Raw genomic sequence first — 24,777 nt, 5'->3', positions numbered from 1 at the left:
CCCGGGATCACCACGTGGTCAGGCGCTGAAGCGGCCGGACCCCGGCCGGTCGGGGACCGTGATCCTGATCCGCTCCATGGCTCCGCGAGCCTGCGGCCTTAACCGCATGGTGAGCCGGACGGTGGTGCCGCACGGGCCGGTACGGAAGTCGGCCGCGTCGCACAGCTCGCGGATCAGGAAGATTCCCCTGCCCGTCGCGGCGAAGTCCGCCGGCAGGCGGTGGCCGTCGACGTAGCGGGCGGGGATGCCCGTACCCCTGTCGGTGGTCTCCGCGCAGATGAACCCGTCGACCGTCCACAACCTGAGGTGCCCGTGCCCGCCCGCGTGCTCGACGGCGTTGACCACGCTCTCATGCACGGCCAGCACGAAGTCCGCCAGCCGGGAGCCGCTCAGCCCCGAGCGCTCCGCGCAGCGGGCCACGGACTGGCGCAGCGCGGGCACGTCGTCGAGCGTGAAGGGCTGGGTCAACAGGGTGCGCATGGCAGGCCTCCCACCTCGCCTGATCGCCGACGCGCAAAGTGATGGGGGGCACGACGTCTCGCTGACGGTCTGTTCTGATGTCCGGACGGGTCATCGTTTCACGTGCGTCCTCCCACGCCGGTCGCGAGTTCGCGTATCCGGCGAGCCGGCCCGCGATCGGGGGCGAGCGGCCCGGTGTCCATGCCGGCGCCCTCACGCAGCCCGCGGAACAACTCCCGCATGGCGTCCCGCGACGAGTGCTCCGGCGTCCAGCCCAGCACTTCCCTGGCGCGCCCCACGTCCATGACCGGGATGCGGAGGGCCAGCTCCAGCAGCCCCGGCGCGGCGGGCACGAGCCGCAGTTGCCAGCCGGCCGCGACGACCGCCCTGGCCACCTGCGGCGCCACCCGCACGGTGCGGGTGCCGAGCATCTCGGCGAGGTCGTGCGGGTCGAGCACGGGTTCGGCGGCCAGGTTGAACGGGCCGCGCACCTCCTTGGTGACGGCCAGCCGGTAGGCCTCCGCCGCGTCCCGCGCGTGCAGCACCTGCAGCCGCAGCCCGGGGATGTCCGGCACGAACGGGATCAGCCCCGGCCTGATCAGCCGCCGGGGCACGAACGGCCCGCCGAACAACCTGCGCTGCTCGGTCGCGGCGGCCCGCTGGAAGATGAAGCCGGGCCGCATCCGCACCACGCGGATGCCGGGATGATCGTGCTCGAAGACGTCGAGCACCCGCTCGACGTAGGCCTTCTCCCGCCCGTACGCCGCACCCGGCCAGCCGTGCGTGGGCCAGCTCTCGTCCACCGGCCGGTCCTTGGGCCCCGGTGAGTACGCCCCCACGGAGGAGGCGTGGACCAGCGCGGACACCCCGGCCTCCGCCGCCGCCCTGAACACCCGCATGCTGCCCAGCACGTTGGCCCGCCAGGTCGTCGCCGGATCCCTGGTCGGCTGGAACAACCACGCGAGGTGCACCACCGCGTCGGCGCCGTCGAAGATCCGCACCAGGTCGTCGCTCGCCACGTCGGCCTGCCGCCAGTCGGTGCGGTCGATCCGCCATCCGGGCAACCGGCGGGCGACCCCGACGATCGAGGTCACGCCGCTGTCGGCGACGAGCGCGCGAACGACGCTGGTGCCGACGTTTCCTGTGGCTCCCACCACCACGACTCTCATGCGACCTCGCTGCCCCACGCCGGGAGCGCGAAACCCGCCTGAACTGCGCGCCGGAGGGCCAGGTCCTGCCGGGCGGGCCGGTCACCTGGGGCCCCGGCGGGGTGGGCCGCGCGTCACCGACCGGTAGAGACGTGGTCGATCGCAACGCCAGTACCAAAAGACACTTTACACCCTCTGTATTGGGTGAGTAACTATTGGTAGCGACTCGGTCGGAGCGATAAGGAGCCGTTCGCATGCCGGTGAGCTTCACCCAGCACCACCTTGCTGCACGCATTGATCGGAGATTGGCCGCCTTCCTTGACGACTGGCGCGCCCCCGTCTCCGACCCGGGTGTGGAGGCGGCCTACGGGCTGCTGACCGACTTCATCCTGAGCGGCGGCAAGCGCATCAGACCGCAGCTCTGTTATTGGGGCTGGCGCGGCGCGGGCGGCGACGACTGCGACGAGATCGTCAGCGCCGCCGCGGCCCTGGAGTTGTGCCACGCGGGCCTGCTCATCCACGACGACATCATGGACGGCAGCCAGTTGCGCCGGGGCCGGGCGACCGTGCACAGGAACCTGGCGGAGCTGCACAGGGGCCCGGGCGCGGAGGCGTTCGGGCAGGCGGGCGGCATCCTGCTGGGCACGCTCAGCCTGGCGTGGTCCGACGCGCTGCTGTCGTCGTGCGGGGCCGAGCCACCGCGGCTGCGCGCCGCGCACCACCTGTTCGACGCCATGCGCACCGAGGTGATCAGCGGCCAGTACCTCGACATCCTCGGCCAGCTCCGCTCGGGGGCAAGCGTGGACGAGGCGCTCACCATGATCCGCTACAAGACCGCCAAATACACCGTCGAGCGGCCGCTGCAGATCGGCGGCGCCCTGGCCGGCGCCTCGCCGGAACTGCTCGACTCCTACTCCGCCTTCGGGCTGCCGCTGGGCGAGGCGTTCCAGCTCCGCGACGACATGCTGGGCACGTTCGGCACGTCGGCGGAGACCGGCAAGTCGGCGCTCGACGACCTGCGCGAGGGCAAGCACACCGTGATGTACGCCCACGCCGTGCAGCACGCCTCCCCGGCGCAGCTCGCCCATCTCCGACGCTGGCACGGCGACCCTGAGCTGTCCGAGGAACGCGCAGCGGAGCTACGCCAGATCCTGGCCGACACGGGGGCGCCGGCCAAGGTCGAGTCGATGATCGCAGAGCGCGTGGGCCTGGCCATGGCGGCGCTGACCGCGGCGCAGATCAAGCCGGAGGCGGCGCAGGCGCTGACCGTCCTGGCGGATCAGCTCGCACACCGTACCAAGTGACGATTCGAAGGGGCATCCCGATGGGCCGGGTACTTCTCGCTGCCCCGCGCGGCTTCTGCGCGGGCGTCGAACGCGCGATCACCACCGTCGAAGAGGCGCTTGATCGCTTCGGACCACCCGTTTACGTGCGCAAGCAGATCGTGCACAACACGTCCGTGATCCGCGACCTGACCGGGCGCGGCGCGGTCTTCGTCGACGAGCTCGACGAGGTCCCCGACGGCGCGCTCGTCGTCTTCTCCGCGCACGGCGTCGCGCCAGCGGTCAAGGGGGAGGCGCGGCGGCGCGGGCTCGCGACGATCGACGCGACGTGCCCGCTGGTCACGAAGGTGCACAAGGAGGCCGTGCGCATGGCCGAGGCGGGCTACGAGATCGTGCTCATCGGCCACGCCGAGCACGAGGAGGTCGAGGGCACGGTCGGCGAGGCGCCCGGCCGCATCCACGTCGTCGACCCGGCCCGCACGGACGACGTGACCGCCGACGGCTCGGCGCCGGTGAGCTGGCTGTCGCAGACCACGCTGGCCGTGGACGAGACCATGCGCGCCGTCGCCGAGCTGCGCGGGCGCTTCCCCGGCCTGGCCGACCCGCCCAGCGACGACATCTGCTACGCCAGCCAGAACCGCCAGGAGGCCGTCACCAGCATCGCCGCCAGGTGCGAGCTGGTCATCGTCGTCGGCTCCGCCAACTCCTCCAACTCCCGCCGGCTGGTGGAGGTCGCCGTCAACGCGGGCGCCGGCGCCGCCTACCTGGTCGACCGGGCCTCCGACGCCGACGAGCGGTGGCTGGCGGGCGTGCTGACCGTCGGTGTCAGCTCCGGCGCGTCCGTGCCGGAGGGGCTGGTCGAGGAGTTACTCGGCTGGCTCGCCGCCCGCGGATACGCCGACGTCGAGCAGGTGACCTTGACGGAGGAGACCCTCACGTTCTCGCTTCCGCCCGAGCTCAGATCCGCCCGCGAACCCTAACGAGATTGGTGGTGCAACGATGACAGAAACGACCCAGTCCCACGCCCCGGAGGACGGCGCCGGGCAGCTCAGCCTCAGCACCGACGCCGCAAGGCAGCTCTCCACCACGACCAAGACGCCTCCGCAGATGCAGGAGATCACCTCGCGGTGGCTGCTGCGGCTGCTGCCATGGGTGCAGTGCTCCGGAGGCGTGTACCGGGTCAACCGGCGGCTGACCTACACCCTCGGAGACGGCCGCATCACGTTCAGCACGACCGGATCCAACGTCCGGGTCATCCCGGCCGAGCTCACCGAATTGCCCGTGCTACGCGGTTTCGACGACATGGAGGTGCTCCAAGCGCTGGCCGATCGCTTCGCGCAACAGGAGGTCGAGGCCGGCGAGAAGATCGTGACCGAGGGCGGCCAGATCGACCGGCTCGTGCTGATCGCCCACGGCCGGGTGGGCAAGGTCAGCCGCGGCGCCTACGGCGACGAGCAGAACCTCGGCGTCCTGGCCGACGGCGACCACCTCGGCGAGCAGGTCCTGACGGGCGGCGGCGAGTTCGGGTTCACCGCCAGGGCCAAGACCGCCACCACCGTGCTGACGCTTTCCCGCCAGGACTTCGAGCAGATCCTCGAACGCTCCCCCGAACTGCGCGCCCACGTGGAGAGCCGGCGCACCAGCGTCGAGCGTGCCCAGAACGACTACGGCGAGGCCGCGATCGACATGTCGGCCGGCCACACCGGCGAGGCCGTGCTGCCCGGCACCTTCGTCGACTACGAGCAGAGCCCGCGCGAATACGAGCTGAGCGTGGCGCAGACGGTCCTGCGCGTGCACAGCCGGGTCTCCGACCTGTACAACCAGCCGATGAGCCAGCTCGACCAGCAGCTCCGCCTGACGATCGAGGCGCTGCGCGAGCGCCAGGAGCACGAGCTGGTCAACAACCGCGAGTTCGGCCTGCTCCACAACGCCGACTTCGGCCAGCGCATCCGCACCCGCTCGGGCCCGCCCACCCCCGACGACCTCGACGACCTGCTGTCCGTCGTGTGGAAGGAGCCCGCGTTCTTCCTGGCCCACCCGCAGGCCATCGCCGCCTTCGGCAGGGAGTGCAGCAAGCGCGGCGTCTACCCGCAGGCGAGCGAGGTCAACGGGCACCGGGTGCCGGCCTGGCGAGGCGTGCCGATCTTCCCGTGCAACAAGATCCCGGTCACCGGCGCCCGTACCACGTCGATCATGCTCATGCGCACCGGCCAGGAGAACCAGGGCGTCGTCGGCCTGCACCAGACCGGCATCCCCGACGAATACCAGCCCAGCCTGTCCGTGCGCTTCATGAACATCAACGAGAAGGCCGTCATCTCCTACCTGGTCAGCGTCTACTACTCGGCCGCCGTGCTGGTGCCGGACGCGCTCGGGCTCCTGGAGGACGTCGAGCTCGGCAGGAACGGCTGACCCGCTCCGGGTCCCAGTGATTGGTGGTGATCGTGTTGACGGAGTCCGACCAGCGGCTGAGCCTCGACACGGCGGCGGCCCGCACGCTCGCGACGACGACCAAGACGCCTCCGCAGACGCGGGAGATCTCTCCCCGCTGGCTGCTGCGAGTGCTTCCGTGGGTGGACGTCGAGGCCGGCGTCTATCGGGTGAACCGGCGGCTGACGTACGCGGTCGGCGGCGGCCGGGTCGGCTTCGTCACCACGGGCGCCCGTTTCCGCGTCGTCCCGCCGAGCCTGGCGGAGCTGCCGCTCCTGCACGGGCTCGCGGACGACCCCGCGCTCGAGGAGCTCGCGGGCCGCTTCGAGCAGCGGGAATACGCGCCGGGCGAGACGATCGTACGCGCCGGGCGACCGGCCGACGAGCTGCTGCTGATCGCGTACGGGAAGGCGGCCAAGGTCGGCACGGGCCCGTACGGCGACCCGGTCGCGCTCGGCACGCTGGCCGACGGCGAGCACGCCGGGAGCGAAGGCGGGCCGTGGAGGTTCACGCTGGAGGCGGCGACGGCGTGCACGGTGCTCGCCCTGCCCTGGACCGAGCTGCGCGCGCTGGCCGACCGGTGGCCGGCGGTGAGCGTGCAGCTCGCCCGCCACCGGATCAGCCAGGCCAGGCCCCAGAACAAGTGGGGCGAGGCCGAGATCGCCGTCGCCGCCGGCCACCGGGGCGAGCCCGCGCTGCCCGGCACGTTCGCCGACTACGACCCTGGCCCGCGAGAATACGAGCTCAGCGTGTCGCAGACCGTGCTGCGCGTGCACACCCGGGTCGCCGACCTGTTCAACCAGCCGATGGACCAGACCGAGGAACAACTGCGGCTGACGGTCGAGGCCGTACGCGAGTCGCAGGAGCACCAGCTGGTCAACAACCGCGACTTCGGCCTGCTGCACAACGCCGACCCGGGGCAGCGCATCCACACCCGCACCGGCCCTCCGGGGCCTGACGACCTGGATGAGCTGCTCTGCCGCAGGAAGAAGTCCCGCTATTTCCTCGCCCACCCGAGGGCCATCGCCGCCTTCCACCGCGAATGCACCGCCAGAGGCGTCTACCCCGGCGGCACCGAGCTGGAGGGCGCCCGGCTGACCGTGTGGCGCGGCGTGCCCATCCTGCCGTGCGACAAGATCCCGATCAGCCGGGCGGGCACCACCTCGATCCTCGTCATGCGCACGGGCGAGGAGGACCAGGGCGTCGTCGGCCTGCGCCAGAGCGGCGTCCCCGACGAGCGCGAGCCGGGGCTCAGCGTGCGGTGCACCGGCATCGACTCGCGGGCCGTCGCCTCCTACCTGGTCAGCGCCTACTACTCGGCGGCGGTCCTGGTGCCCGACGCGCTCGGCGTGCTGGAGAACGTCGAGGTGGCCCGTTGATGAAGGAGTGACCATATGAGCCAGCCGTTCGAACTGCCGGACTTCTACATGCCGTATCCCGCCCGGCTCAACCAGCATCTTGAGCAGGCCCGCGACCACTCCAAACGGTGGGCGCGCGACATGGGCATGCTCGAAGGCTCGGGTGTCTGGGAGGAGGCCGACCTCGACGCCCACGACTATCCGCTGATGTGCGCCTATACCCACCCTGACTGCGACGGCGCCGAGCTCTGCCTGATCACCGACTGGTACGTGTGGGTCTTCTTCTTCGACGACCATTTCCTTGAGGTGTTCAAACGCACCGGCGACCTGGCGGGCGGCCGGGCCTATCTGGACCGGTTGCCGCTTTTCATGCCGATGGGCGCCGACCTGACCATGCCCGAGCCGGAAAACCCGGTCGAGGCGGGGCTGGCCGACCTGTGGGTCCGCACGGTGCCCGGCATGTCCGCCGACTGGCGGTCCCGTTTCGCCGAGAGCACGCGCAACCTGCTCAACGAGTCGTTGTGGGAGCTGGCCAACATCAACAAGGGCCGGGTGGCCAACCCGGTCGAGTACATCGAGATGCGGCGCAAGGTCGGCGGCGCGCCCTGGTCGGCCGGCCTGGTCGAGCACGCGGTCGGGGCGGAGGTGCCGGCGCGGATCGCCGCGTCGCGGCCGATGCGGGTGCTGCGCGACGCCTTCTCCGACGCCGTCCACCTGCGCAACGACCTGTTCTCGTACGAGCGGGAGGTCAGGGACGAAGGCGAGCTGAGCAACGGGGTGCTGGTGCTGGAGAAGTTTCTCGGCTGCACCACGCAGGAGGCCGCCGACGCGGTCAACGACCTGCTGACCTCGCGCCTGCACCAGTTCGAGCACACCACGTGCACCGAGCTCGGGCCGCTGTTCGTGGAGCACGCCATCGACCCGCTGAGCGCGGCCGGCGTGCTGGCGTACGTCAAAGGGCTGCAGGACTGGCAGTCGGGCGGGCACGAGTGGCACATGCGCTCCAGCAGGTACATGAACAAGCAGGCGACGGCGAGCCGGCCGCTGGGCATGTCGTCGCTCGTCGACCTGCTGGGCGCCAAGCGGCTGCGTAACTTCGCGCACGTGCCGCACCAGAAGGTGGGGCCGTCGATCGTGCCCGAGCTGTACGTGCCGTTCGAGCTGCGGTTGTCGCCGCACCTCGACGCCGCCCGGCGCAACACCGTGGCGTGGTGCGCGGAGATGGGCATGCTGGAGGCCCAGCCGGGCGTGGTGGGGTCGGCGGTGTGGGACGAGGACAAGCTGGTCGACTACGACCTGCCGCTCTGCGCGGCGGGCCTGCATCCCGACGCCTCGCCCGAGGAGCTGGACCTGGCCTCGTTCTGGCTGGCCTGGGGCACGTACGGCGACGACTACTTCCCCGCCGTCTTCGGCAGGTCACGCAATATCGCGGCCGCCAGGGTGGCGGTGTCCAGGTTCGGGGCGTTCATGCCGCTCGACGGCGCTCCGGCGACGCCGCCCGCGAGCGCGCTGGAGCGCTCGCTGGCCGACCTGTGGGCGCGCACGACGGAGCCGATGCCGCAGGCCGACCGGCGCAGGCTGCGTACGGCGATCGAGCGCATGTGCGACGGCTGGTTGTGGGAGCTGGCCAACGAGCTGGCCCACCACATCCCCGACCCGGTCGACTACATCGAGATGCGCAGGCTGACCTTCGGCTCCGACCTGACGATGAGCCTGTGCCGGCTGCGGCACACCAAGGGCATCCCGGAGGAGGTTCATGCCGGCGGCCCGATGGTGGCGCTGGAGAACGCCATGATGGACGCGGGGTGCCTGCTCAACGACATCTTCTCCTACCAGAAGGAGATCGAGTTCGAGGGTGAGGTGCACAACTGCGTCCTGGTGGTGCAGAACTTCTTCGACTGCGACTACGCGGCGGCGGTGGCCATCGTCAACGACCTGATGGCGTCGCGGGTGCGGCAGTTCGAGCACATCGTGGAGCACGAGCTGCCGATCGTGTGCGATGACTTCGGCCTCGACGCGGATGCCAGGCGGGATCTCGACGGGTTCGTGGCCGAGCTGCGCGACTGGCTGGCCGCCATTCTCCACTGGCATCGCGGGTGTTTCCGCTACGACGAGAAGTCGCTGCGCCGGCACAACCAGCCGCCGCGGTGGCGGCTCGGCGGTCCCACAGGGCTGGGCACCTCGGCGGCCGTCGTCACCGCCGTCCGGAGGTGAGGGCGCTAGGTGGGAGCGTGGATGCGCGGCTGGTAATACCACCCCATCATGCGCATCAGCCGCTGCTGGTACGGCGTGACGTTGTGCAGGCGGATCCACCGTTGCGAGGGCGGCATGGTGGGCATGAGGAGCACGCGCAGGCCTGAGACGTCGATGAAGGTGAGCTCGCCGATGTCGACGACGACGTAGGGGCCTCTGCGGCAACGGGCCAGGGCGCTGGCCACGGCAGAACTGTTGGTGGCGTCGATCTCGCCGACCAGCGAGACGGCCGGCGCTCCGGGCGCCGCGCGCACCACGATGCTCAGCTGCTCGTCCTGATAGAGCAGCAGCTCCTCGACGCCGCTCACGCTCCCCGCACCCCCCAACACGAACTCGGGGGTTGTATGCCGAAATGCTCCCTGCGAGGTATGACCGCCAGGGCGTCTGGCGGTTAACCAGATCCAAGGTTACACGAGGTTTGTGGGGCTATGTAATTTTCGCTGTAAAAATACCGAATCACGAGGAAATTATGACGGCTAACGCTTTCCGGACAGGTCGGGCGTGCCCGCGCCGGCTGCGAGCATGACGGACCGGCCTGTCCGGAGGCGACGAGGTGGGCGGGGGCTCCCTCTCGCGCCGCGCCGACCAGGGGCTTCGCCCGGTAAGGTGCCGCCACGACTTCGTGGCTACCGGTGCGCCCTCATGTCAGGCGTACGCGGGGAGCCGCCACCACCTCGGACGACTCAGTTGTCGTCGCCGACGTTCTCCTGGTTGCTGAGGAGGCTGAGGTCGATGTCCTGCAGGTGACCCGCAGTGAGGATGTCGATGTACTTCACGGAGTCGTTGCCGACGTCGTTGAGCAGGGTGAGGTCATCGGCGAGGCTCAGCTGGCTCAGGATCTGCTTGCCCTTGTTGTAGGGGTTGGGAACGTCGGCCGAGGCGCTCGTGGCCGAGAAGCCCAGCATGAAGCCCGCGATGGCTGCACCGGCAAGAATGCGACGCATCATTTCTCTACTTCTCCTTCGTCGGAATCGGCGCGGAATGCGCGTCTTCGGATTCGCTCGCACAGGGTCGCGAGATTTTCGTGGATAACAATCTCGTGCCCACCGGCACGCCGCAACCGGCCTTAGCTAAGTCGAAGTCAAATGCCCGCCCCATTTCCTTGGCCGCCCTTCACGGCCAGTTCGGGCCGATCCTGATTTATCCCGATTCATACGGAGTTGGACGCGCGCGATTTTTCATCTTATCGCCATACGTGCGCCCGGCATGTCCAAAAGGCGTTTCATCCCCACAGGAATGGCGGAATGCTCCCGACGGAACGTCCTGGTGTGCCGCCGACGAGTCACGGGAGCGCTGAATATGCCATGAAAACAACACAGCCGCCGCTGGCGACCGCGCTGACCCTGACCATTCTGGGCGCCATGCATTCCACGCCCGCGCTGGCCGCCCACAGGTGCGGCGCACATTCGCCGGGCCATTGCAGGATGGCGGCGGAAACGGCCGCCGCGGCGCGTTCCCCGGCCGGCGCCATCGCCGTTCGGGCGGCGATAGAGATGATCGGCGTCCCGTACTCGTGGGGCGGCGGCGGGGTGCGCGGGCCCGGTTACGGGGTCGGGAGAGGGGCCGGGATCAGGGGATTCGACTGCTCGGGACTCACCGAGTACGCGTGGGCGCGGGCCGGCGTGCTGATCGGCACGACGACGTACGAGCAGTGGCGGTCGGGCGTGCGGATCGCCAAGGAGGACGTGCAACCCGGTGACCTGGTCTTCTACGACAGCGATCGGAGCAGTTCCGGGCCCGAGCACGTGGCCGTGGCGGTGGACGCGACGCGGATGGTGCACGCGCCGTACACCGGCGCTCTCGTACGGATCGATCCGCTCGACCGGCGCACCTTTCTCGGGATCGTGCGGCCGAGCGAGAGCGTGGCCAACGTCGCCGGCGCGAAAGGCGCGTAGGCGGTCGCAAGCGGCCGCGCGGCCCTGGTCGTCCTGCAGTGATCGACCCGAGCCGCGCGGCGCTGAAAGCCTGGTGGCCACCAAGCCCGTGCCGTGGACTCGCGAATATCCACGACCCGTTTTCCGGTTCACCTCAAGGCATCAGGAAGGCGACCTTGGCCGGGCGGGCTCCCCTTATGCGGAACGGGAGTCGCCGATCGGCTTCCTGCCTACGCACGTGAGGAGCCGTCAGTTGTCGTCGCCGACGTTCTTCTGGTTGCTCAGGACGCTGGCGTCGATGTCGTTCAGGTGGAGCAGGGTGAGGACGTCGACGTACTTGACCGAGTCGTTGAGCACGTCGTTCAGCGCGGTCAGGTCGTCGAGGGCGCTCAGCTGGCTGAGAATGTTCTGCCCCTCATTGTGCGGGTTGGGAACGTCGGCGGAGGCTCCGGCGGCGGAGAAGCCGAGCGCGGCGGCCGCGATTGCTGCACCTGCCAGAATGCGACGGATCATGATTGGTTTCCTCCATGGATAGGCGCGGAATTTCCGGCGCCATAGTCGTTTTTGCAGGGCTGTGAGGTGCCGCCCATAACGATCGCGGCAGGCAGCGGAAACCGCAACCCGGAATGCCCTTCCGGAGGTCAAGGGAAAACCTCGGTTTCTTGGCGTCGGATTTTCCCGCTCTTCGCCGACGCGCCACATATATACGCCGCCGGCAGACCGGGCGTGGATATTCGTTTTGGCTGACCGCGTGGCCGATGGCCCTCCCATTCACTTCCGTTTAGGCAACGATCACCCGAAACTTGAGAATCGCGGTACGCCGCTCGGCGTACCGCGATCGCCGCCTCCGGACGGACGTGCGGGCGCCGGCGAAGCGGCGACGATGGTCGTCGAGTTCCCGAATCCCGAGGCAGGTGAGATCGATGCGGCCACCTATCCGCAAGACGGTCCTGGTCATCCACATCATGGTGTCGGTCGCGCTGCTCGGTGAGGTGTGGGGTCTGGTGGTGCTGAATACCGCGGCGACGCTGACAAATGATCCGGAGCTGGCGCACGCCGCCTACCGGCTGATGCCGAACCTGGTGTTCGCGGGCGGTATACCGCTCAGCCTCACCGCATTGGTCACCGGCATCACGCTGGGCCTGACCAGCCATTGGGGACTGTTTCGCTATTACTGGGTGACGCTCAAGCTCGGGCTGCTGGTGGCCGTGATCTGCGTGGGCATGTTCCTCTTCGACCCGGAGGGGATGGCGGCCGCCACCGAAGGGGGCGAGGCGGCCCTCGCCTCCGACCAGTGGAGCCAGACGGGCGCGCTGGGCGCGCAGATCGTCATGCTCATCGCCTCGACGGTGCTGTCGGTGTTCAAACCGCGCTGGAAACTGCGGGTGACGCCGGCTCCGGCGGTGCGATAAGGCGTGACCGTGGCGACAGCGCGCCCGCCGCCACCCTCGTCAGGTTGTCCGAGGGCGCGGCCAGGGTGTGCGCGTCAGGGGTGTTCACCGAGGTCGTGGAGGGCGGCGGAGAGCCGGTGCAGGGCCGCCAGGCATTCGTGGGCGGTCTCCTCGCCCAGTTCTGCCACGAGGCGGTCGGCGAGCTCCTGGTGCGCGGGGGTGATCTTGGCGACGGACTCGCGGCCCGCCGCCGTCGGCTGGAGCAGCTTGGCCCGGCGATGCGCGGGGTTGGGCCGGTATTCGGCCAGTCCCCGCTCCACCAGCAGGTCGGCGATGCGCTGCACGCCCTGCCTGCTCATCCCCATGACCCGGGCGATCCCGGCGACGGGCAGCGGCTCGCGCAGCACCGCCCCCAGCACCTGCCACCACGCCGCCGTCATCCCCGCCGGCCGGGCGAGCCCCTCGGCCACCTGGAGGAACTGGCCGTTGAGCCGGAACGCCCCGAGCGCCAGGCCCGAGAGCAGGTCGGCCGACTCGGTCATGCCGCCATCAACACCTCGAAGGCCGAAGCGTCGCTCCTGGCGAACAACCGGAACCACGCGTCGAGCACCTCGGGCCGGTAGATGTCGAGCCGCCGGAAGATCTCCCTGGCGAACGCCACCGGCTCCGTCGGACCGGCCGTGATGAGGTCGCCGTCGAGCACCGCGTCACGGTCGAGGTAGTGCTCGGCGCCCGAGTAACCCTGCTGGTTCTGCAGATAGTGCACGACGGCGCTGGTGTGGGCGCGGTCGTCCAGCAGCCCCTCGCGGGCGAGCCCGGCCGTGGCGCCGCAGATGGCGGCGACCGGCACGCCCGCATCGAGGAACTCCCTGGCCTTGCGTGCGAACGGGGCCAGCGCGTCGCCGGAGTCCCACAGATCCGCGCCGGGCAGGATGAGCAGCGCGCTGTCCTCGGGGGTGAGCCGGTCGAGCGCGAGGTCGGGCGTGACGCGCAGCCCGCCCATGCTGACCACGGGCTCGGCCGACGGGCCCACCGTGACGATCTCGTAGCCGCCGGGCTCGCGGTGGAACCGCTCGCTGCGCAGGTGGGCGGTGGCGTGCCCGGTCTCCCAGTCGGCGAAGGTGTCGTACACGGCGTGGTGAATCGTCTTCATGTCATCATGCTGTCATTAGGACAGTATGCTGTCAAGTGGTTCCCGTGGGAGTATGGTCCGCATGGCAGAGATCGTCGGCGGGGGACGTCCAGTCAACGACGCCGAACGGCGGGTGATCGCCTACCTGCGAGATCACGCACCCGCCGACTGGCTGCTGCTGCACAACATCGAGCTTCCGCGCGGCCACGACGTCTTCGAGGTCGACCTGATCGTGCTGACCGGCCACTCGCTGGTGGTCGTCGACGTCAAGGGCACCCGGGGGCGCATCGAGGTGTCCGGCACCCGCTGGTTCCCGCCGCGGAGGGAGGCCTTCGGCTCCCCCGTGGCCAAGTTGCGCGGCACCGCCAAGGCGCTGAAAGGGCTGCTGGTGTCGCAGGCCACGCAGCTGGAGCGGGTCTACGTGGACTGCCTGGTCGTGCTCACCTCACCCGACGCCGAGCTGGTCGATCCCGCGGGGCGCGACGCGGTCAACGTCACCGACCTGCCGGGGCTGCTGGCCACGTTGAGCGACGTCTCGCGGGTCAGGCGCGGGTGCAGCCCCGACGCGAGGCCCTATATGACGGCGATCCTCGACGCGCTCAACCAGACCGTGCGCCGCAGCACCGCGCCGCCCAGGTTCGGCAACTGGGAGGTCGAGGAGCAACTCGGCGGCGACGCCAAGGTCACCGAATATCGGGCGTTCAACGTGACGCTGCCCGGCAGCGAGACCGTGCTGCTCCGGGTCTACCAGGCCGATCCGCTGGCCGACCACGAGGCGCGGGCGGCCGAACGACAGCGCATCGCCAACGCCTACCAGACCCTGGCCCGCATCCCGTCACACCCCTGCGTGGTGCGCCCGCGCGACTTCTTCGCCATCGACGACGAGAGCCGGTTCGTGCTGGTGCTCGACGACGTGCACGGCGAGGCCCTGCACCTGTCGCTGGGCCGGGGCGCCCGGCTCGGCGTGATCAGGGATCTGCTGAGCGGGCTGGCGCACGCGCACGCCAACGGCGTCGTCCACCGGGCGCTGACGCCCGCGTCCGTGCTGGTCACCGACGACGGGCACGCGGTGCTGACCGGCTTCGACTACGCCAAGCCGGGGCAGCGCGACTACACCGTGGCCCACGAGCTGGGCAACGTGCTCGACGCCCACTACGTGGCGCCGGAGTGCCAGGAGCGCCCCGACCGGATGACGACCGCCTCCGACGTCTACGCCGCCGGAGCCATCGCCTACCAGCTCCTCACCGGCCAGCTCCCGACGAGCGCCGACGCCCACGGGCCCGACGTGCCCGAGGTGGTGCGCAGGATGCTCGACCACTCCCCCGCCAAGCGGCCGTCCGCCGCCGAGGCGCTCGACGCCCTGACGGCGTCGCCGCTCCAGGAGTCGCGGCTCAGACGTCTCGTACGTCGCATAGTGTCCCGCTCATGACCATCAGCCTGCGTCCCGTCGAAGAGGACGACCTGCCCTTCCTGCGTCGCCTCATGAGCGACCCCGGCAGCACGGGCGAATTCCAGTGGTACGGCTTCCAGAACCGCCACCACCTGCGCCGGCGCTGGGAGGAGCACGGCATGCTCGGCGACGACGGCGGCATCCTGATCATCGCGGACGGCGACGATCGGGCCGGGTTCGTGTCGTGGAACAAGCAGGTGGCCAACCGCGCGAGCCACTACTGGTCGATGGGGCTGATCGTGGCGCCGGAGTTCCGTGGCAGGGGTACGGCACGCAGGCGCAGCGGCTGATCGCCCGCTACCTGTTCGACCACTCGACGGTCAACCGGATCCAGGCGACCACCGAGATCGCCAACGTGGCCGAGCAGCGGGCGCCCGCGTCGACGACCCGTTCAGGCGGGCAGGTTGCGGCGGAGCGCCTTGGCGTGCCGGAGGTAGTCGAGCGCCAGCCCGGTTCGCCCGGCCGAACGGTGCAGCTCTCCGAGCAACTCGGTGGTCGAGGCCTCGCCGCTGCGGTCGCCGAGCTCCTGGAAGATCTCCAGCGAGCGTTCGAGCCCGGTGGAGGCCCGCGCCAGGTCTCCGCGTTCGGCCTGGAGACCGGCCAGGCTCTGCAGCGCGTACGCCCCGCAGTGCCGGTCCCCCAGCGACTCGAAGATCTCCAGCGCGTGCCGGTGGAACGACATCGCGTGGTGCAGGTGCCCCATCTGGACGCACACGCAGCCCTCCCGGTGGGCGTCCCCGAGTTCCTGGGCCAGCCGCATGGCCTGGCCCAGCGACTGCGACGCCTGCGCCAGGTCGCCGGACTTGAGGCAGACCCGGCCGATGGCCTGGCGGGCGAACGCCTCGCCCTGTTTGTCGCCGGTGGCCAGGAAGATGGCCAGGGCGTGCCGGAAGTGTCCGAGGGAGCGGGCGTACCCGCCGCGGAACTGGCTCACCGCGCCGAGGCCGCAGATGGAGGTGGCCTCGGCCCGGCTGTCGCCTAAGTCGTGAAATATCTGGAGGGATCGGGTGAAGCCCTCCGAGGATTCCTCGTACCGGTCCTGGTAGAGGCTGACCTGGGCCAGGCCCCTCAGCATGGCGGCCTCACCGTACGTGTCGCCGGCAGCGCGGGCGGCGGCCAGCGCGGAGGTATGGGTGCGCCGCCAGGTGCCCAGGTGGCAGCGCAGGTCGAGGCAGGGGACCATGGCCGCGGCCAGCCCCCACGCCGACTCGGCCAGCCCCAGCTCGGCCGCCACGTCCACCGCGCCGGCCAGCGCCTCGTGCTCGGCCTCGAACCAGGTGACCGGGTCGGCGGTCAGCCGTTCGAGGGTGCGCTCCGGCAGCCGCCAGCGCGGCGCCCTGGCAGCGGTGAGGCTGAACACGGTGGTCGGCAGCCGCGCCATGGCGTGCTCGGTGGTCGCCGTCCACGCGGCCAGCACCCTGGCCACGGCGTCGAGCCCGCCGCGTTCCCCCGGGCCGCCGGAGGGCAGCAGCGCGGGGCCGCGTTCGAGCGCGTGCCGGCCGATGAGGTCGGGCACCCGGTAGCGCGGCTGGCCCACCGGATCGGTGCCGACCAGGTCGAGCAGGTTGACGTCCACCAGCAGGTCGGTGACGTCGTGCGCGCCGTGCCTGCCGAGCGCGGCGTCGATCACCCAGCCCGGCTGGGCGGGCGCGCCGAGCCTGCCGAGCGTGCCGAGGATGCGGGCTGCTTCGTCGGGCAGGCGCGCGTATCCGTGGTCCAGGGTGGCCCGCACGTCTCCCAGCTCGCCGAGGCAGTCGTCCTCCAGGCGCTGCCTGAGCACCGCCAGCGACCAGCCGGGCCGGCCGGCCAGCCGCGCGCCGGCGTTCCTGACCGCCAGCGGCAACCGCCCGCACGCGGCCACGATCGCCTGCGCGGCCTCCCGCTCGCGGGCCACCCGGTCCTCTCCCACGATGCTGCCGAGCAGCGCCAGCGCCTCCTGCGGGCCGAGCCGGCCGAGCTGGATCCGCACCGCGCCCGGCAGCTCGGTGATCCGGCGCCTGCTCGTGACGATCACCGCGCTGCCGTTGCCGGGCAGCAGCGGCCGCACCTGGCCGGCGTCGCGGGCGTCGTCCAGCACCACCAGCATCGGCCGCTCGGCCAGCAGCGACCTGAACAGCGCCGAGCGCTCGCGCACCGTGGGCGGCGCCGCCTCCACGCCGAGCGCTCTGAGCGCCTCGGCCAGCAGGTTCCCCGGCGCCCTGCCGTCCAGCTCCAGGTAGAGCTGCCCTTCGGGGAAGGACGCGCACAGCGCGTGCGCGGCGTGCACGGCCAGCGCCGACTTGCCCGCGCCGGGCGGCCCCGAGATCACCGCGACGGAGAACGGCCCCGCGAGCTCGGCCAGGGCGCCCGCCCTGCCGGTGAAGTCGGGCAGATCAGGCGGAAGCTGCCGGGGGGCGGCGGGCAGCGCGTCGTCCGCCAGGATCAGCTCGTACGCCCCGCGCAGCTCCGCGCCCGGCTCGACGCCGAGCTCGTCCACGAGCCTGCCCCTGACCGTGGCGTAGGCGCGCAGGGCCTCGGCCTTCCTGCCGCCCCTGTGCAGGGTCAGCACCAGGCGCTCCCACAAGTCCTCCCGGTAGGGGTGCTCGGCCAGCAGCCCGCGCAGCTCGGAGATCGCGCCGTCGTGGTCGCCCCGCTCGAGACGGCGGTCGATCAGGGCTTCCGCGGCGCGCAGGCGTCGCTGATGAAGGAGTTCGAGACGGCGGTCCCAGACCGGGCTGCCCGGCAGGTCGCACAGCGGCGCGCCGCGCCAGAGCGCGAGCGCCTCCGCGTACTCGCCCCGGTCCACCAGGTCCTCGAAGAGCAGCAGGTCGAGCGCGCCGTCGGCCACGTCGATCGCGTAGCCGGAGCCGTCGGCGCGTAAGTGCCCCTGGCCCAGCTCCGATCTGAGAACGCTCACATACGTGCGCACGTTGGCCTGCGCGGAACGCGGTGGACGATGCGGCCAGAGCACCTCGACGAGCTGGTCGGCGCCGACCATCCGGCCCGCGTCCAGCAGCAGCGTGGCCAGCAGCAGCCGGGGTTTCCTGCCGGAGATCCGGACGGGGCGTCCGGCTGACCGGACTTCGAGCGGCCCGAGCACATGGAAAGTGATCGACATCCGCATCAGCGCTCCTCTACAGAGGCCTGACAGCTCTTGTATCGGTTCTGGACGATTTATGTGCGGCCAATGCAGACCCTTGTCTCAGAGATCCCACGGAAAGGATCACCCCATGAAGCTCAGCGGAGCAATGGTCGCGGGCGTCGCACTGTTATTCAGCCTCGGAACGACGTCAGCCGCCGCGGCCGACCCGGCGCCGGAGTCGGAGGAGGCGCAGATTCTCGCGACCAACTTCCAGCTGCCGTTCCCCTGCGGCCAGTCCTGGACGGGCAACTCCAGCGCCAGCAGCGCGCACAGGTCGTACGAGATCGACTTCAACCGCGGCAGCACCGCGGACGCCGACCTCGGCGACACCGTGGTGGCCGCCGCGGCCGGCACCGTGGTGATCTCGGCGCACCAGGGCTCGACGAACGGCTTCGGCAACCTGGTCAAGATCGACCACGGGTCGGGCTGGTCCACGTACTACGCCCATCTGAACGTCCGCTCGGTCAGCCAGGGACAGTCGGTCTCGCAGGGCCAGAAGATCGGCACGGTGGGCAACACCAGCAAGCCGGGCAACAACATCAAGCCTCACCTCCACTACGAGGTACGCAAGGGAAGCAGCTATCCGTCCAACATCCAGCGGGCGGTTTTCGACGGGACGACCTTCGGCTACCCGCAGCAGACGCTGACCTCCAGGAACTGCGGCGGCTCCAGCAACCCGTACAGCCCGCAGGAGGTCTGCGGCTCGGGCTTCGACGTGATCGACTCTGCCGCGCTCGGGACCAACGGCACCGTCTACCTGCTCTACAACAGCGGCAACCGCAGCAACTGCGTCGTCACGCTGAAGTCCAAGTCGCTCGGCACCGCCACCGCCACCAGCGCCTACCTGGAAGTGCAGGGCAGTGCGAGGAAGACCGACTCGGGCAACTTCTCCTACTACGCGGGACCGGTGACCGCGTCCGCGCCCAGCACCTGCGTCAGGTGGGGCGGTTCGGCCGGCGGCACCACGTACGACAGCCCGTGGGAGCACTGCGACTAGAGCCGCGACCAGGACCGGGCCGGGTGGTGGCGCGCCGCCCGGCCTACGCCTGCGTGATCGTGTCGAGGACGTCGACGACGTAGAGCATGGGCGCGGGCCCCGGGGAGGGCACGGCGACCCGGCTGCCGACGCGCAGCCCGTCCAGGGCGGCCGTCCAGCCCGCGGGCACGGAGCCCTCCTCCAGGGTGAACGCGCTGGGCCCGCCCCTCCGGTACGACGAGTCCACGACCGTGCGTGACGGCCAGGAGGCGGCCACGTACTGGACCACGACCTTCGCGCCGGCCACGACCTCCGGCCCGGAGCCGTCGATGAGGACGCGCGGCTGCGCGGCCGGCGTCAGGTCGGCGGGGACGACCGGCAGGGGACGCCCGACGAGCCGGGCGTCGGGCGGGTAGCCGCCCAGGATGTCGAAGACCAGCACCAGCGTGTCCGCCGGGGCCAGGCCGGTCAGCGGCACGTGGGGGCCGAGAGCGTCCGCCGCCGGGCTGATCAGCATGACCCTGCTGCCCGCCGACCGGCCGATGAGCGACTGCCGCCACGTCTCCGACACCAGCCTGCCGTCGAAGACGACCGTCGTGGGCTGGTGCCCGTCGTGGGTGCTGAGGTAGGGCTGGTTGCCGGACCAGCGCCGGATGTCGACGTCGGCGAGCACCACGTCACCGGGGACCGTACGCCGGCCGCTGCCCACGGACAGCACCGTGATGCGCGGCGTGTGGCCCGGGTTGCCCGTGGGGATGGCGACGACCGGTTTGCTGCCGAACGAGCCCGTTACGACGGGCTGCGTGCCCTCCTCAGCCGCGCCACACGAGGTGGCCAGCATGAACAGGGCGGGCCAGATCAAACGCACGATTCTCCTCCAGGGGCAGGTCCGAAGGAGTTACTTGCCGCTATGGCGAAAAGGAATGCTGCGGCTCTCGCCATCTCACGACAAAGGGCGCGGGACACTGGGGTACGTGAGTCGAACCGACGGGGCGAGCAGGCCGAAGCTGGCGCGGAGGGTCGCCGACGCGGCCGAGATCGCGCTGACCGCCAGGAAATACGTGACCTTCATCGACGTCGTGACGGGCCTGCGCTGGTTGCACACCAGGCACGTCGACGTCTGGCGGCAGGGCAGGGCGGCCACGCTGGCGGAGCTGTCCGACGTCGGCGAGGACCGCCTGCTCACCGCGGCCGCCCTGCTGCGGGAGTGGGCCCTGGCCAGGGGGTTGCGGCCGGTCGACACGCCCTACGTGGCCGGCACCCGCGACCGCCGCGAGCTGCGCTTCACGTCGGGGGACGGGCAGGAGGCGTTCCGCGTGCACTGGCTCTCGCCCGAACTCAGCGAGGCCCGGGTGCGCCGGCTCACCGAGGCGCAGAGCAAGCCGCCCGACCTGGTGGCGGTGGCCCCGCTCGATGCCTGGACGTGCGCGGCCTGCGGCGACACCGGCCCCTACCTGATCATGGAGGACGACCGGCCGCACTGCCTGACCTGCGCGGACCTCGACCACCTGGCGTTCCTGCCCGCGGGCGACGCGGCGCTCAGCCGGCGGGCCAAGCAGGAGAGCGGCCTGTCCGCGGTGGTCGTCCGCTACAACCGGCGGCGCAAGATCTACCAGCGCGTGGGCCTGCTGGTGGAGGAGGCCGCGCTGGCCGCCGCCGAGGAGCGCTGCCTCGCCGACGAGGAGGTACGGCTGCGCCGCAGGGAGCGCGACCGCGTACGCAGGGCGGAGCAGGACGTCGAGTTTCAGACCAGGATGGCGGCCGAGATCGCCCGGTTGTTCCCCGGCTGCCCCGAGCCGCGGGCGCGGGAGATCGCCGAGCACGCGGGCCAGCGCGGCAGCGGACGGGTGGGCAGGTCGGCGGCGGCCAGGGCGCTCGACGAGAACGCCATCACGCTCGCCGTGATCGCCTCCATCCGGCATCTCGACACCGACTACGACCGGCTGCTGATGTCGGGCGTGCCGCGGATGGAGGCCCGCGACCTGATCAGGGAGCGCATCGAACACAAGCTCGACGAGTTCCGGGGTAACGTGCGGTCATGAGCGACTGGCAGGACGTACGTGAGGAACTGCGCGCGTTCGCCCTCGGGCTGCCCGAGAGCCACGAGGATCACCCGTGGGGCGACACGGTGATCAAGGTGAACAAGAAGGTGTTCCTCTTCCTCGGCCTGGAGGAGCAGACCGAGAAGTGGGACCCGACGTTCGGCGTGAAGCTGCTGTCGGAGGCGCACGGTCACGCGCTGACCGTCGAGGGGGCGCGGCCCAGCGGCTACGGGCTGGGCAGGGCGGGCTGGGTGACCGTGCCGTTCCTGTCGGAGCTGCCCGAGACCGAGGTGCTGCTCGACTGGGTGGAGGAGAGCTACCGGGCCATCGCCCCCAAACGCGCGATCAAGCGGCTGGACGAGGCTAGGTGACGGCCAGCCGCCTGGCATACTTCTCGTCCCGCCACAGCTCCTTGTCCAGCACCTCCAGCAGCGTGGCGGCGGCGTCGTGGACGTCGGCGTAGCCGACGTAGAGCGGCGCGAAGCCGAACCTGAGGATGTCGGGCGCGCGGAAGTCGCCGTGCACGCCGCGGTCGATCAGCGCCCGCATCACCGGATAGCCGTCGGGGTGGTGGAAGCTCACCTGGCTGCCGCGCGCGGCGGCGTCCGCCGGCGAGACGAGCTTCAGCGCGTCGCCGACGAGGTCGACGAAGAGCGAGGTCAGCGCCATGCTCTTGGCCCGCACCTGCGCCATCGGCACCTCAGCCCACAGGTCGAGCGCGGCGTCGAGCGCGGCGAACGACAGCACGTGCGGGGTGCCCACCGCGAACCGCCTGACGCCCTCGGCCGGCCGGTAGCCGGGCTCGAACGCGAACGGCTCGGCGTGGCCGTGCCAGCCGGACAACACGTTCTCGGCGGCGGCGTGGTGGCGCGGGTTGACGTAGAGGAAGGCGGGCGCGCCAGGCCCGGCGTTCAGATACTTGTACGTGCACCCGAGCGCGAAGTCGGCCGCCGAGACGTCCACCTCCATGGCGCCCACGCTGTGGCACACGTCCCAGACCATGAGTGCCCCCGCCGCCTGCACCTCGGCGGTGACGGCGGGCACGTCGTGCCGGGCGCCGGTGCGGTAGTCGACCTCCGCCAGCAGCACCACGGCCGCGTCGTCGAAGCGCCCCTCCGCGAAGTCGCGCACCTCGTAGCCGCCGAGCAGCCCGGCCAGCCCTTGCACCATGTAGTGGTCGGTGGGAAAGTTCCTCACGTCGGAGACGATCACCCGGCGGCCGGGGCGCAGCCGCAGCGCGGCCGCCACCGCCTGGAAGACCGCGATGGAGGTGGTGTTGCCCACCACCACCTGTCCGGGGCCGGCGCCGATCAGCGGGGCCAGCCGGTCGCCGGCCGCCACCGGCTGCTCGAACCACCCGGCGTGGTTCCAGCCGCCGACGAGTTGCCCGCCCCACTCGTCCTCGACCGCCCGGCGGACCCGCTCGACGGCACGGCGGGACAGCGCGCCCAGCGAGTTGCCGACGAGGTAGACGACGCCCTCCGGCAGCACGAACTCGTCCTTGAAGCGCCGCAGCGGGTCGTCCGCGTCGAGTGCGAGGCACCGCTCGCGGGAGACGGTCCGAGCCGGCACGCGGTTGGCCTCGTCGCGCGCGCTCACGCCGGGAACACCGCGCGTACGGAGCCGAGCCCGTCGATGCGGGCCTCGAACTCGTCGCCCGCCTCGACGGGCACCACGGGGCCGAGCGCGCCGGTCAGCACGACGTCGCCGGCGCGCAGCGCGTACTCGGTGCGGCCGAGCCGCGTGGCCAGCCAGACGGCGGCGTTGAGCGGGTGGCCCAGGCACTCGGCGCCGGAGCCGGTCGAGACCTCTTCGCCGCCCCGGGTCATCGTCATCGCGGCCGCGCGCAGGTCGAGCCCTGTCAGCGGCACGGGCGTGCCGCCCAGCACGTACGCCCCCGCGGAGGCGTTGTCGGCGACCGTGTCGGCCAGCGTGATGTCCCAGTCGGCGATGCGCGAGTCGGCGATCTCGATGGCGGGCAGCGCGAACTCCACCGCCCTGATCACGTCGGCCACCGTGAACGGCCCGCCGCTCAGGTCACGGCCGAGCACCAGCGCGACCTCGGCCTCGGCGCGCGGCTGCAGGAACCTGTCCAGGGGCACGGGCAGCCCGTCGCAGTACGACGCGTCCGCGAAGAGCATGCCGAAGTCGGGCTGGTCGATGCCGAAGCGCTGCTGCAGCGCCTTGTTGGTCACGCCGACCTTCCTGCCGGCCGGCCGCCGGCCCTCGCCGATCGCCCGCCGGGTGTTGATCTCCTGTACGGCGTAGCCGTCGGCGGCCGTACTCACCAGGTCCCTGATGGGCGGGCAGGGCTTGCCCGTACGCGCGGCCTCCAGCAGCCGGTCGGCGGCCTGGGTTCGCGCGTCCACGGCCTGGGACCATTCGTCATGCATCGGGTTGCTCCAGTTTGATGGTGACAGTGGTGGGTTCAGAGTAGAAGTCGAGCGACTGGATGCCGCCCTCCCTGCCGATGCCCGACAGTTTCACGCCGCCGAACGGGGTCCGCAGGTCGCGCAGATACCAGGTGTTGACCCAGACGAGCCCGGCCTCCAGCCGCTGGGCCACCCGGTGGGCCCGGTCGAGACCGGTGGTCCAGAGCGTGGCCGCCAGGCCGTAGTCGCTGCTGTTGGCCAGGTCGATCGCCTCGGTCTCGCTGTCGAAGGGCGCGACGTGGCAGACCGGCCCGAAGATCTCTTCCCTGTTGAACCTCGACCATTCCGATAAGCCTGTCACCACCGTCGGTTCCACGAAATATCCGGAATCGCGGTGGTCGTTGAAGGCGGGAACGCCGCCCCCGGTGAGCACCTTGGCTCCCTCCGAGCGGGCCAAGGCATAGTAGGAGAGCACCTTCTCGCGGTGCTCCAGCGAGATCATCGGCTGCGGCTCGACCTCCTGGGCCCGGCTCGCCAGCCGGGCACAGAACTCCTCGAAGATCGAGCGGTGCACGTAGAGCCGCTCGGTGCACAGGCAGACCTGGCCGCCGTTGGTGAAGACCGACTGCACGGCGCCGTCGATCGCCCGGTCGAGGTCGCAGTCGTCGAAGACGAGCCCGGCGTTCTTGCCGCCCAGCTCGAACGAGATCGGCTTGACCCGGTCGGCCACGGTCTTCATGATCGTGGTGGCCGTCCTGGTCGAGCCGGTGAACGTCACGCCGTCGACGTCGGGGTGCTCGACCAGGAGCTGGCCCGATGCACCGTACCCGAAGATGATGTTGACCACGCCCGGGGGCAGCCCGGCTTCGGCGCAGATCTCGGCGAACACCGCGGCCGAGCCCGGCGTGCTCTCCGAGGGCTTGACCACCACCGTGTTGCCCGCGACGAGCGCCGGGGCCAGCTTCCAGGTCATCAGCAGGAACGGCAGGTTCCACGGGACGATCACCGCGACGACGCCGAGCGGCCTGCGCACGGTGTAGCTGAGCACCCCGGACAGGTGGAAGGCGTCGTCGGGGCGCTGGGCGGCGATCTCGGCGAAGGCGCGGAAGTTCGCGATGCCGCGCGGGATGTCGAGCGTGCGGGTCTGGTCGAACGGCTTGCCCGTGTCGGCGATCTCGGCCGCCACCAGGTCGTCGAAGCGGGACTCGATGCCCTCGGCCAGGCGGCGCATCCACCCGGCGCGCTCGCCGACGGGCATCGCCGCCCAGTCGCGCGCCGCCTCCCTGGCCGCCCGGACCGCCCGGTCGACCACCTCGGGGTCGGCCTCGTGCGCCTGCCGCACCACCGCGCCCGTCACCGGATCATGGACGGGGAACGGATTGCCCGCGGCCACCGGCAGGCCACCGATGAAATGGGTCAGCACAACACTCTCCTCTATCTCTCTGTATAGATCGCTGTGCGGTCGATGGACAACGGGTGGCCCGGGGAAAG

Annotated in this window: 24 protein-coding genes; 12 read left to right on the top strand and 12 right to left on the bottom strand. The window is 70.9% G+C overall.

All coding sequences use genetic code 11. The features are described 5' to 3' along the window. Positions 1-18: 18 nt before the first annotated feature. Entirely contained in the window at positions 19-480 is a 462-nt protein-coding gene (locus E1292_RS18910) for an ATP-binding protein (protein ID WP_132596536.1), read from the bottom strand. Between the two features lie 98 nt (positions 481-578). Beyond that, positions 579-1,628, bottom strand: coding sequence for an NAD-dependent epimerase/dehydratase family protein (locus E1292_RS18905; RefSeq protein WP_132596535.1), 1,050 nt, complete (start codon positions 1,626-1,628; stop codon positions 579-581). Between the two features lie 233 nt (positions 1,629-1,861). Here E1292_RS18905 and E1292_RS18900 point away from each other — a divergent pair, with 233 nt between their 5' ends. Genes E1292_RS18900 through E1292_RS18880 form a run of 5 tightly spaced genes read left to right on the top strand, consistent with a single transcriptional unit; the run spans position 1,862 to position 8,889 of the window. After that, on the top strand, positions 1,862-2,911 hold the full coding sequence (locus tag E1292_RS18900; protein WP_132596534.1) for a polyprenyl synthetase family protein: 1,050 nt from the start codon (positions 1,862-1,864) through the stop codon (positions 2,909-2,911). Between the two features lie 20 nt (positions 2,912-2,931). Continuing rightward, entirely contained in the window at positions 2,932-3,870 is a 939-nt protein-coding gene (locus tag E1292_RS18895; RefSeq protein ID WP_132596533.1) for a 4-hydroxy-3-methylbut-2-enyl diphosphate reductase, read from the top strand. Positions 3,871-3,889: 19 nt separating this feature from the next. Beyond that, positions 3,890-5,299 (top strand): family 2B encapsulin nanocompartment shell protein, encoded by a 1,410-nt coding sequence (locus E1292_RS18890; protein WP_132596532.1) that lies wholly within the window; start codon positions 3,890-3,892, stop codon positions 5,297-5,299. Between the two features lie 35 nt (positions 5,300-5,334). Further along, the gene (locus E1292_RS18885; RefSeq protein WP_132596545.1) at positions 5,335-6,696 is read left to right on the top strand and encodes a family 2B encapsulin nanocompartment shell protein; all 1,362 of its coding nucleotides are present in this window, start codon (positions 5,335-5,337) and stop codon (positions 6,694-6,696) included. 15 nt (positions 6,697-6,711) lie between these two features. Continuing rightward, entirely contained in the window at positions 6,712-8,889 is a 2,178-nt protein-coding gene (locus tag E1292_RS18880) for a terpene synthase family protein (protein ID WP_132596531.1), read from the top strand. 5 nt (positions 8,890-8,894) lie between these two features. Here E1292_RS18880 and E1292_RS18875 read toward each other — a convergent pair whose 3' ends face one another. Together E1292_RS18875 and E1292_RS18870 are read right to left on the bottom strand one after the other, a co-directional pair. After that, on the bottom strand, positions 8,895-9,236 hold the full coding sequence (locus E1292_RS18875) for an STAS domain-containing protein (RefSeq protein ID WP_165974616.1): 342 nt from the start codon (positions 9,234-9,236) through the stop codon (positions 8,895-8,897). 375 nt (positions 9,237-9,611) lie between these two features. After that, positions 9,612-9,875 carry a hypothetical protein gene (locus E1292_RS18870; protein ID WP_132596529.1) on the bottom strand — a complete coding sequence of 88 codons (264 nt, stop codon included), beginning with the start codon at positions 9,873-9,875 and terminating at the stop codon, positions 9,612-9,614. Positions 9,876-10,232: 357 nt separating this feature from the next. On the opposite strand from E1292_RS18870, the gene E1292_RS18865 reads away from it, so the two are divergent. Continuing rightward, the gene (locus E1292_RS18865) at positions 10,233-10,823 is read left to right on the top strand and encodes a C40 family peptidase (RefSeq protein WP_246090191.1); all 591 of its coding nucleotides are present in this window, start codon (positions 10,233-10,235) and stop codon (positions 10,821-10,823) included. Between the two features lie 228 nt (positions 10,824-11,051). Here E1292_RS18865 and E1292_RS18860 read toward each other — a convergent pair whose 3' ends face one another. After that, a complete protein-coding gene (locus tag E1292_RS18860; RefSeq protein ID WP_132510847.1) occupies positions 11,052-11,315 on the bottom strand; it encodes a hypothetical protein in 264 nt (87 codons plus the stop codon). Positions 11,316-11,725: 410 nt separating this feature from the next. Here E1292_RS18860 and E1292_RS18855 point away from each other — a divergent pair, with 410 nt between their 5' ends. Then, positions 11,726-12,214, top strand: coding sequence for a hypothetical protein (locus tag E1292_RS18855; protein WP_132596527.1), 489 nt, complete (start codon positions 11,726-11,728; stop codon positions 12,212-12,214). 74 nt (positions 12,215-12,288) lie between these two features. Here the strand turns inward: E1292_RS18855 and E1292_RS18850 are convergent, their stop codons facing one another. Beyond that, positions 12,289-12,735, bottom strand: a complete 447-nt coding sequence (locus E1292_RS18850) for a MarR family winged helix-turn-helix transcriptional regulator (protein WP_132596526.1) — start codon at positions 12,733-12,735, stop codon at positions 12,289-12,291. Further along, complete coding sequence (locus tag E1292_RS18845) at positions 12,732-13,346, bottom strand: type 1 glutamine amidotransferase family protein (RefSeq protein WP_132596525.1); 615 nt, start codon at positions 13,344-13,346, stop codon at positions 12,732-12,734. Before E1292_RS18845 ends, E1292_RS18850 begins: the two co-directional genes overlap by 4 nt. 61 nt (positions 13,347-13,407) lie before the next feature. Between E1292_RS18845 and mads6 the strand changes: the two genes are divergently transcribed. Together mads6 and E1292_RS18835 are read left to right on the top strand one after the other, a co-directional pair. Beyond that, on the top strand, positions 13,408-14,754 hold the full coding sequence (gene mads6 / locus E1292_RS18840; RefSeq protein ID WP_132596524.1) for a methylation-associated defense system protein kinase MAD6: 1,347 nt from the start codon (positions 13,408-13,410) through the stop codon (positions 14,752-14,754). After that, the gene (locus E1292_RS18835; protein ID WP_132596523.1) at positions 14,751-15,065 is read left to right on the top strand and encodes a GNAT family N-acetyltransferase; all 315 of its coding nucleotides are present in this window, start codon (positions 14,751-14,753) and stop codon (positions 15,063-15,065) included. The genes mads6 and E1292_RS18835 overlap by 4 nt, the downstream gene beginning before the upstream one ends. Positions 15,066-15,166: 101 nt before the next feature. Here E1292_RS18835 and E1292_RS18830 read toward each other — a convergent pair whose 3' ends face one another. Continuing rightward, positions 15,167-17,872 carry an AfsR/SARP family transcriptional regulator gene (locus E1292_RS18830; RefSeq protein ID WP_246090190.1) on the bottom strand — a complete coding sequence of 902 codons (2,706 nt, stop codon included), beginning with the start codon at positions 17,870-17,872 and terminating at the stop codon, positions 15,167-15,169. Between the two features lie 112 nt (positions 17,873-17,984). Here E1292_RS18830 and E1292_RS18825 point away from each other — a divergent pair, with 112 nt between their 5' ends. After that, positions 17,985-18,893: a M23 family metallopeptidase gene (locus E1292_RS18825; RefSeq protein ID WP_132596521.1), complete on the top strand. Its 909-nt coding sequence runs from the start codon at positions 17,985-17,987 to the stop codon at positions 18,891-18,893. 43 nt (positions 18,894-18,936) lie between these two features. Here the strand turns inward: E1292_RS18825 and E1292_RS18820 are convergent, their stop codons facing one another. Beyond that, complete coding sequence (locus tag E1292_RS18820; protein ID WP_132596520.1) at positions 18,937-19,740, bottom strand: FKBP-type peptidyl-prolyl cis-trans isomerase; 804 nt, start codon at positions 19,738-19,740, stop codon at positions 18,937-18,939. Positions 19,741-19,846: 106 nt separating this feature from the next. Here E1292_RS18820 and E1292_RS18815 point away from each other — a divergent pair, with 106 nt between their 5' ends. Continuing rightward, complete coding sequence (locus E1292_RS18815) at positions 19,847-20,914, top strand: DUF2293 domain-containing protein (protein WP_246090189.1); 1,068 nt, start codon at positions 19,847-19,849, stop codon at positions 20,912-20,914. Continuing rightward, positions 20,911-21,285, top strand: coding sequence for an MmcQ/YjbR family DNA-binding protein (locus E1292_RS18810; protein WP_132596519.1), 375 nt, complete (start codon positions 20,911-20,913; stop codon positions 21,283-21,285). The genes E1292_RS18815 and E1292_RS18810 overlap by 4 nt, the downstream gene beginning before the upstream one ends. Here the strand turns inward: E1292_RS18810 and kynU are convergent. The 3 genes from kynU to E1292_RS18795 are packed head-to-tail and all read right to left on the bottom strand — an operon-like array spanning position 21,278 to position 24,709. Further along, on the bottom strand, positions 21,278-22,513 hold the full coding sequence (gene kynU, locus E1292_RS18805) for a kynureninase (protein WP_246090188.1): 1,236 nt from the start codon (positions 22,511-22,513) through the stop codon (positions 21,278-21,280). The genes E1292_RS18810 and kynU overlap by 8 nt on opposite strands. Next, positions 22,510-23,307, bottom strand: coding sequence for a 2-keto-4-pentenoate hydratase (locus E1292_RS18800; protein WP_132596518.1), 798 nt, complete (start codon positions 23,305-23,307; stop codon positions 22,510-22,512). The genes kynU and E1292_RS18800 overlap by 4 nt, the downstream gene beginning before the upstream one ends. Further along, a complete protein-coding gene (locus E1292_RS18795; RefSeq protein WP_220446924.1) occupies positions 23,300-24,709 on the bottom strand; it encodes an aldehyde dehydrogenase family protein in 1,410 nt (469 codons plus the stop codon). The genes E1292_RS18800 and E1292_RS18795 overlap by 8 nt, the downstream gene beginning before the upstream one ends. Positions 24,710-24,777: the final 68 nt, after the last annotated feature.

Source organism: Nonomuraea deserti (assembly GCF_004348685.1).
GTDB classification, from domain to species: Bacteria; Actinomycetota; Actinomycetes; order Streptosporangiales; family Streptosporangiaceae; genus Nonomuraea; species Nonomuraea deserti.
This window is presented reverse-complemented; position numbering and strand designations above follow the sequence as displayed.

Excerpts from the sequence above, each read along its gene's own strand:
- E1292_RS18800 (WP_132596518.1), bottom strand. The coding sequence starts at position 23,307 with ATGCATGACGAATGGTCCCAGGCCGTGGACGCGCGAACCCAGGCCGCC.
- E1292_RS18830 (WP_246090190.1), bottom strand. The coding sequence starts at position 17,872 with ATGTCGATCACTTTCCATGTGCTCGGGCCGCTCGAAGTCCGGTCAGCC.
- E1292_RS18855 (WP_132596527.1), top strand. The coding sequence starts at position 11,726 with ATGCGGCCACCTATCCGCAAGACGGTCCTGGTCATCCACATCATGGTG.
- E1292_RS18850 (WP_132596526.1), bottom strand. The coding sequence starts at position 12,735 with ATGACCGAGTCGGCCGACCTGCTCTCGGGCCTGGCGCTCGGGGCGTTC.
- E1292_RS18905 (WP_132596535.1), bottom strand. The coding sequence starts at position 1,628 with ATGAGAGTCGTGGTGGTGGGAGCCACAGGAAACGTCGGCACCAGCGTC.
- E1292_RS18845 (WP_132596525.1), bottom strand. The coding sequence starts at position 13,346 with ATGAAGACGATTCACCACGCCGTGTACGACACCTTCGCCGACTGGGAG.
- E1292_RS18890 (WP_132596532.1), top strand. The coding sequence starts at position 3,890 with ATGACAGAAACGACCCAGTCCCACGCCCCGGAGGACGGCGCCGGGCAG.
- E1292_RS18910 (WP_132596536.1), bottom strand. The coding sequence starts at position 480 with ATGCGCACCCTGTTGACCCAGCCCTTCACGCTCGACGACGTGCCCGCG.
- E1292_RS18825 (WP_132596521.1), top strand. The coding sequence starts at position 17,985 with ATGAAGCTCAGCGGAGCAATGGTCGCGGGCGTCGCACTGTTATTCAGC.
- E1292_RS18900 (WP_132596534.1), top strand. The coding sequence starts at position 1,862 with ATGCCGGTGAGCTTCACCCAGCACCACCTTGCTGCACGCATTGATCGG.
- E1292_RS18835 (WP_132596523.1), top strand. The coding sequence starts at position 14,751 with ATGACCATCAGCCTGCGTCCCGTCGAAGAGGACGACCTGCCCTTCCTG.
- E1292_RS18895 (WP_132596533.1), top strand. The coding sequence starts at position 2,932 with ATGGGCCGGGTACTTCTCGCTGCCCCGCGCGGCTTCTGCGCGGGCGTC.
- E1292_RS18810 (WP_132596519.1), top strand. The coding sequence starts at position 20,911 with ATGAGCGACTGGCAGGACGTACGTGAGGAACTGCGCGCGTTCGCCCTC.
- E1292_RS18865 (WP_246090191.1), top strand. The coding sequence starts at position 10,233 with ATGAAAACAACACAGCCGCCGCTGGCGACCGCGCTGACCCTGACCATT.
- E1292_RS18870 (WP_132596529.1), bottom strand. The coding sequence starts at position 9,875 with ATGATGCGTCGCATTCTTGCCGGTGCAGCCATCGCGGGCTTCATGCTG.
- E1292_RS18860 (WP_132510847.1), bottom strand. The coding sequence starts at position 11,315 with ATGATCCGTCGCATTCTGGCAGGTGCAGCAATCGCGGCCGCCGCGCTC.
- E1292_RS18880 (WP_132596531.1), top strand. The coding sequence starts at position 6,712 with ATGAGCCAGCCGTTCGAACTGCCGGACTTCTACATGCCGTATCCCGCC.
- mads6 (WP_132596524.1), top strand. The coding sequence starts at position 13,408 with ATGGCAGAGATCGTCGGCGGGGGACGTCCAGTCAACGACGCCGAACGG.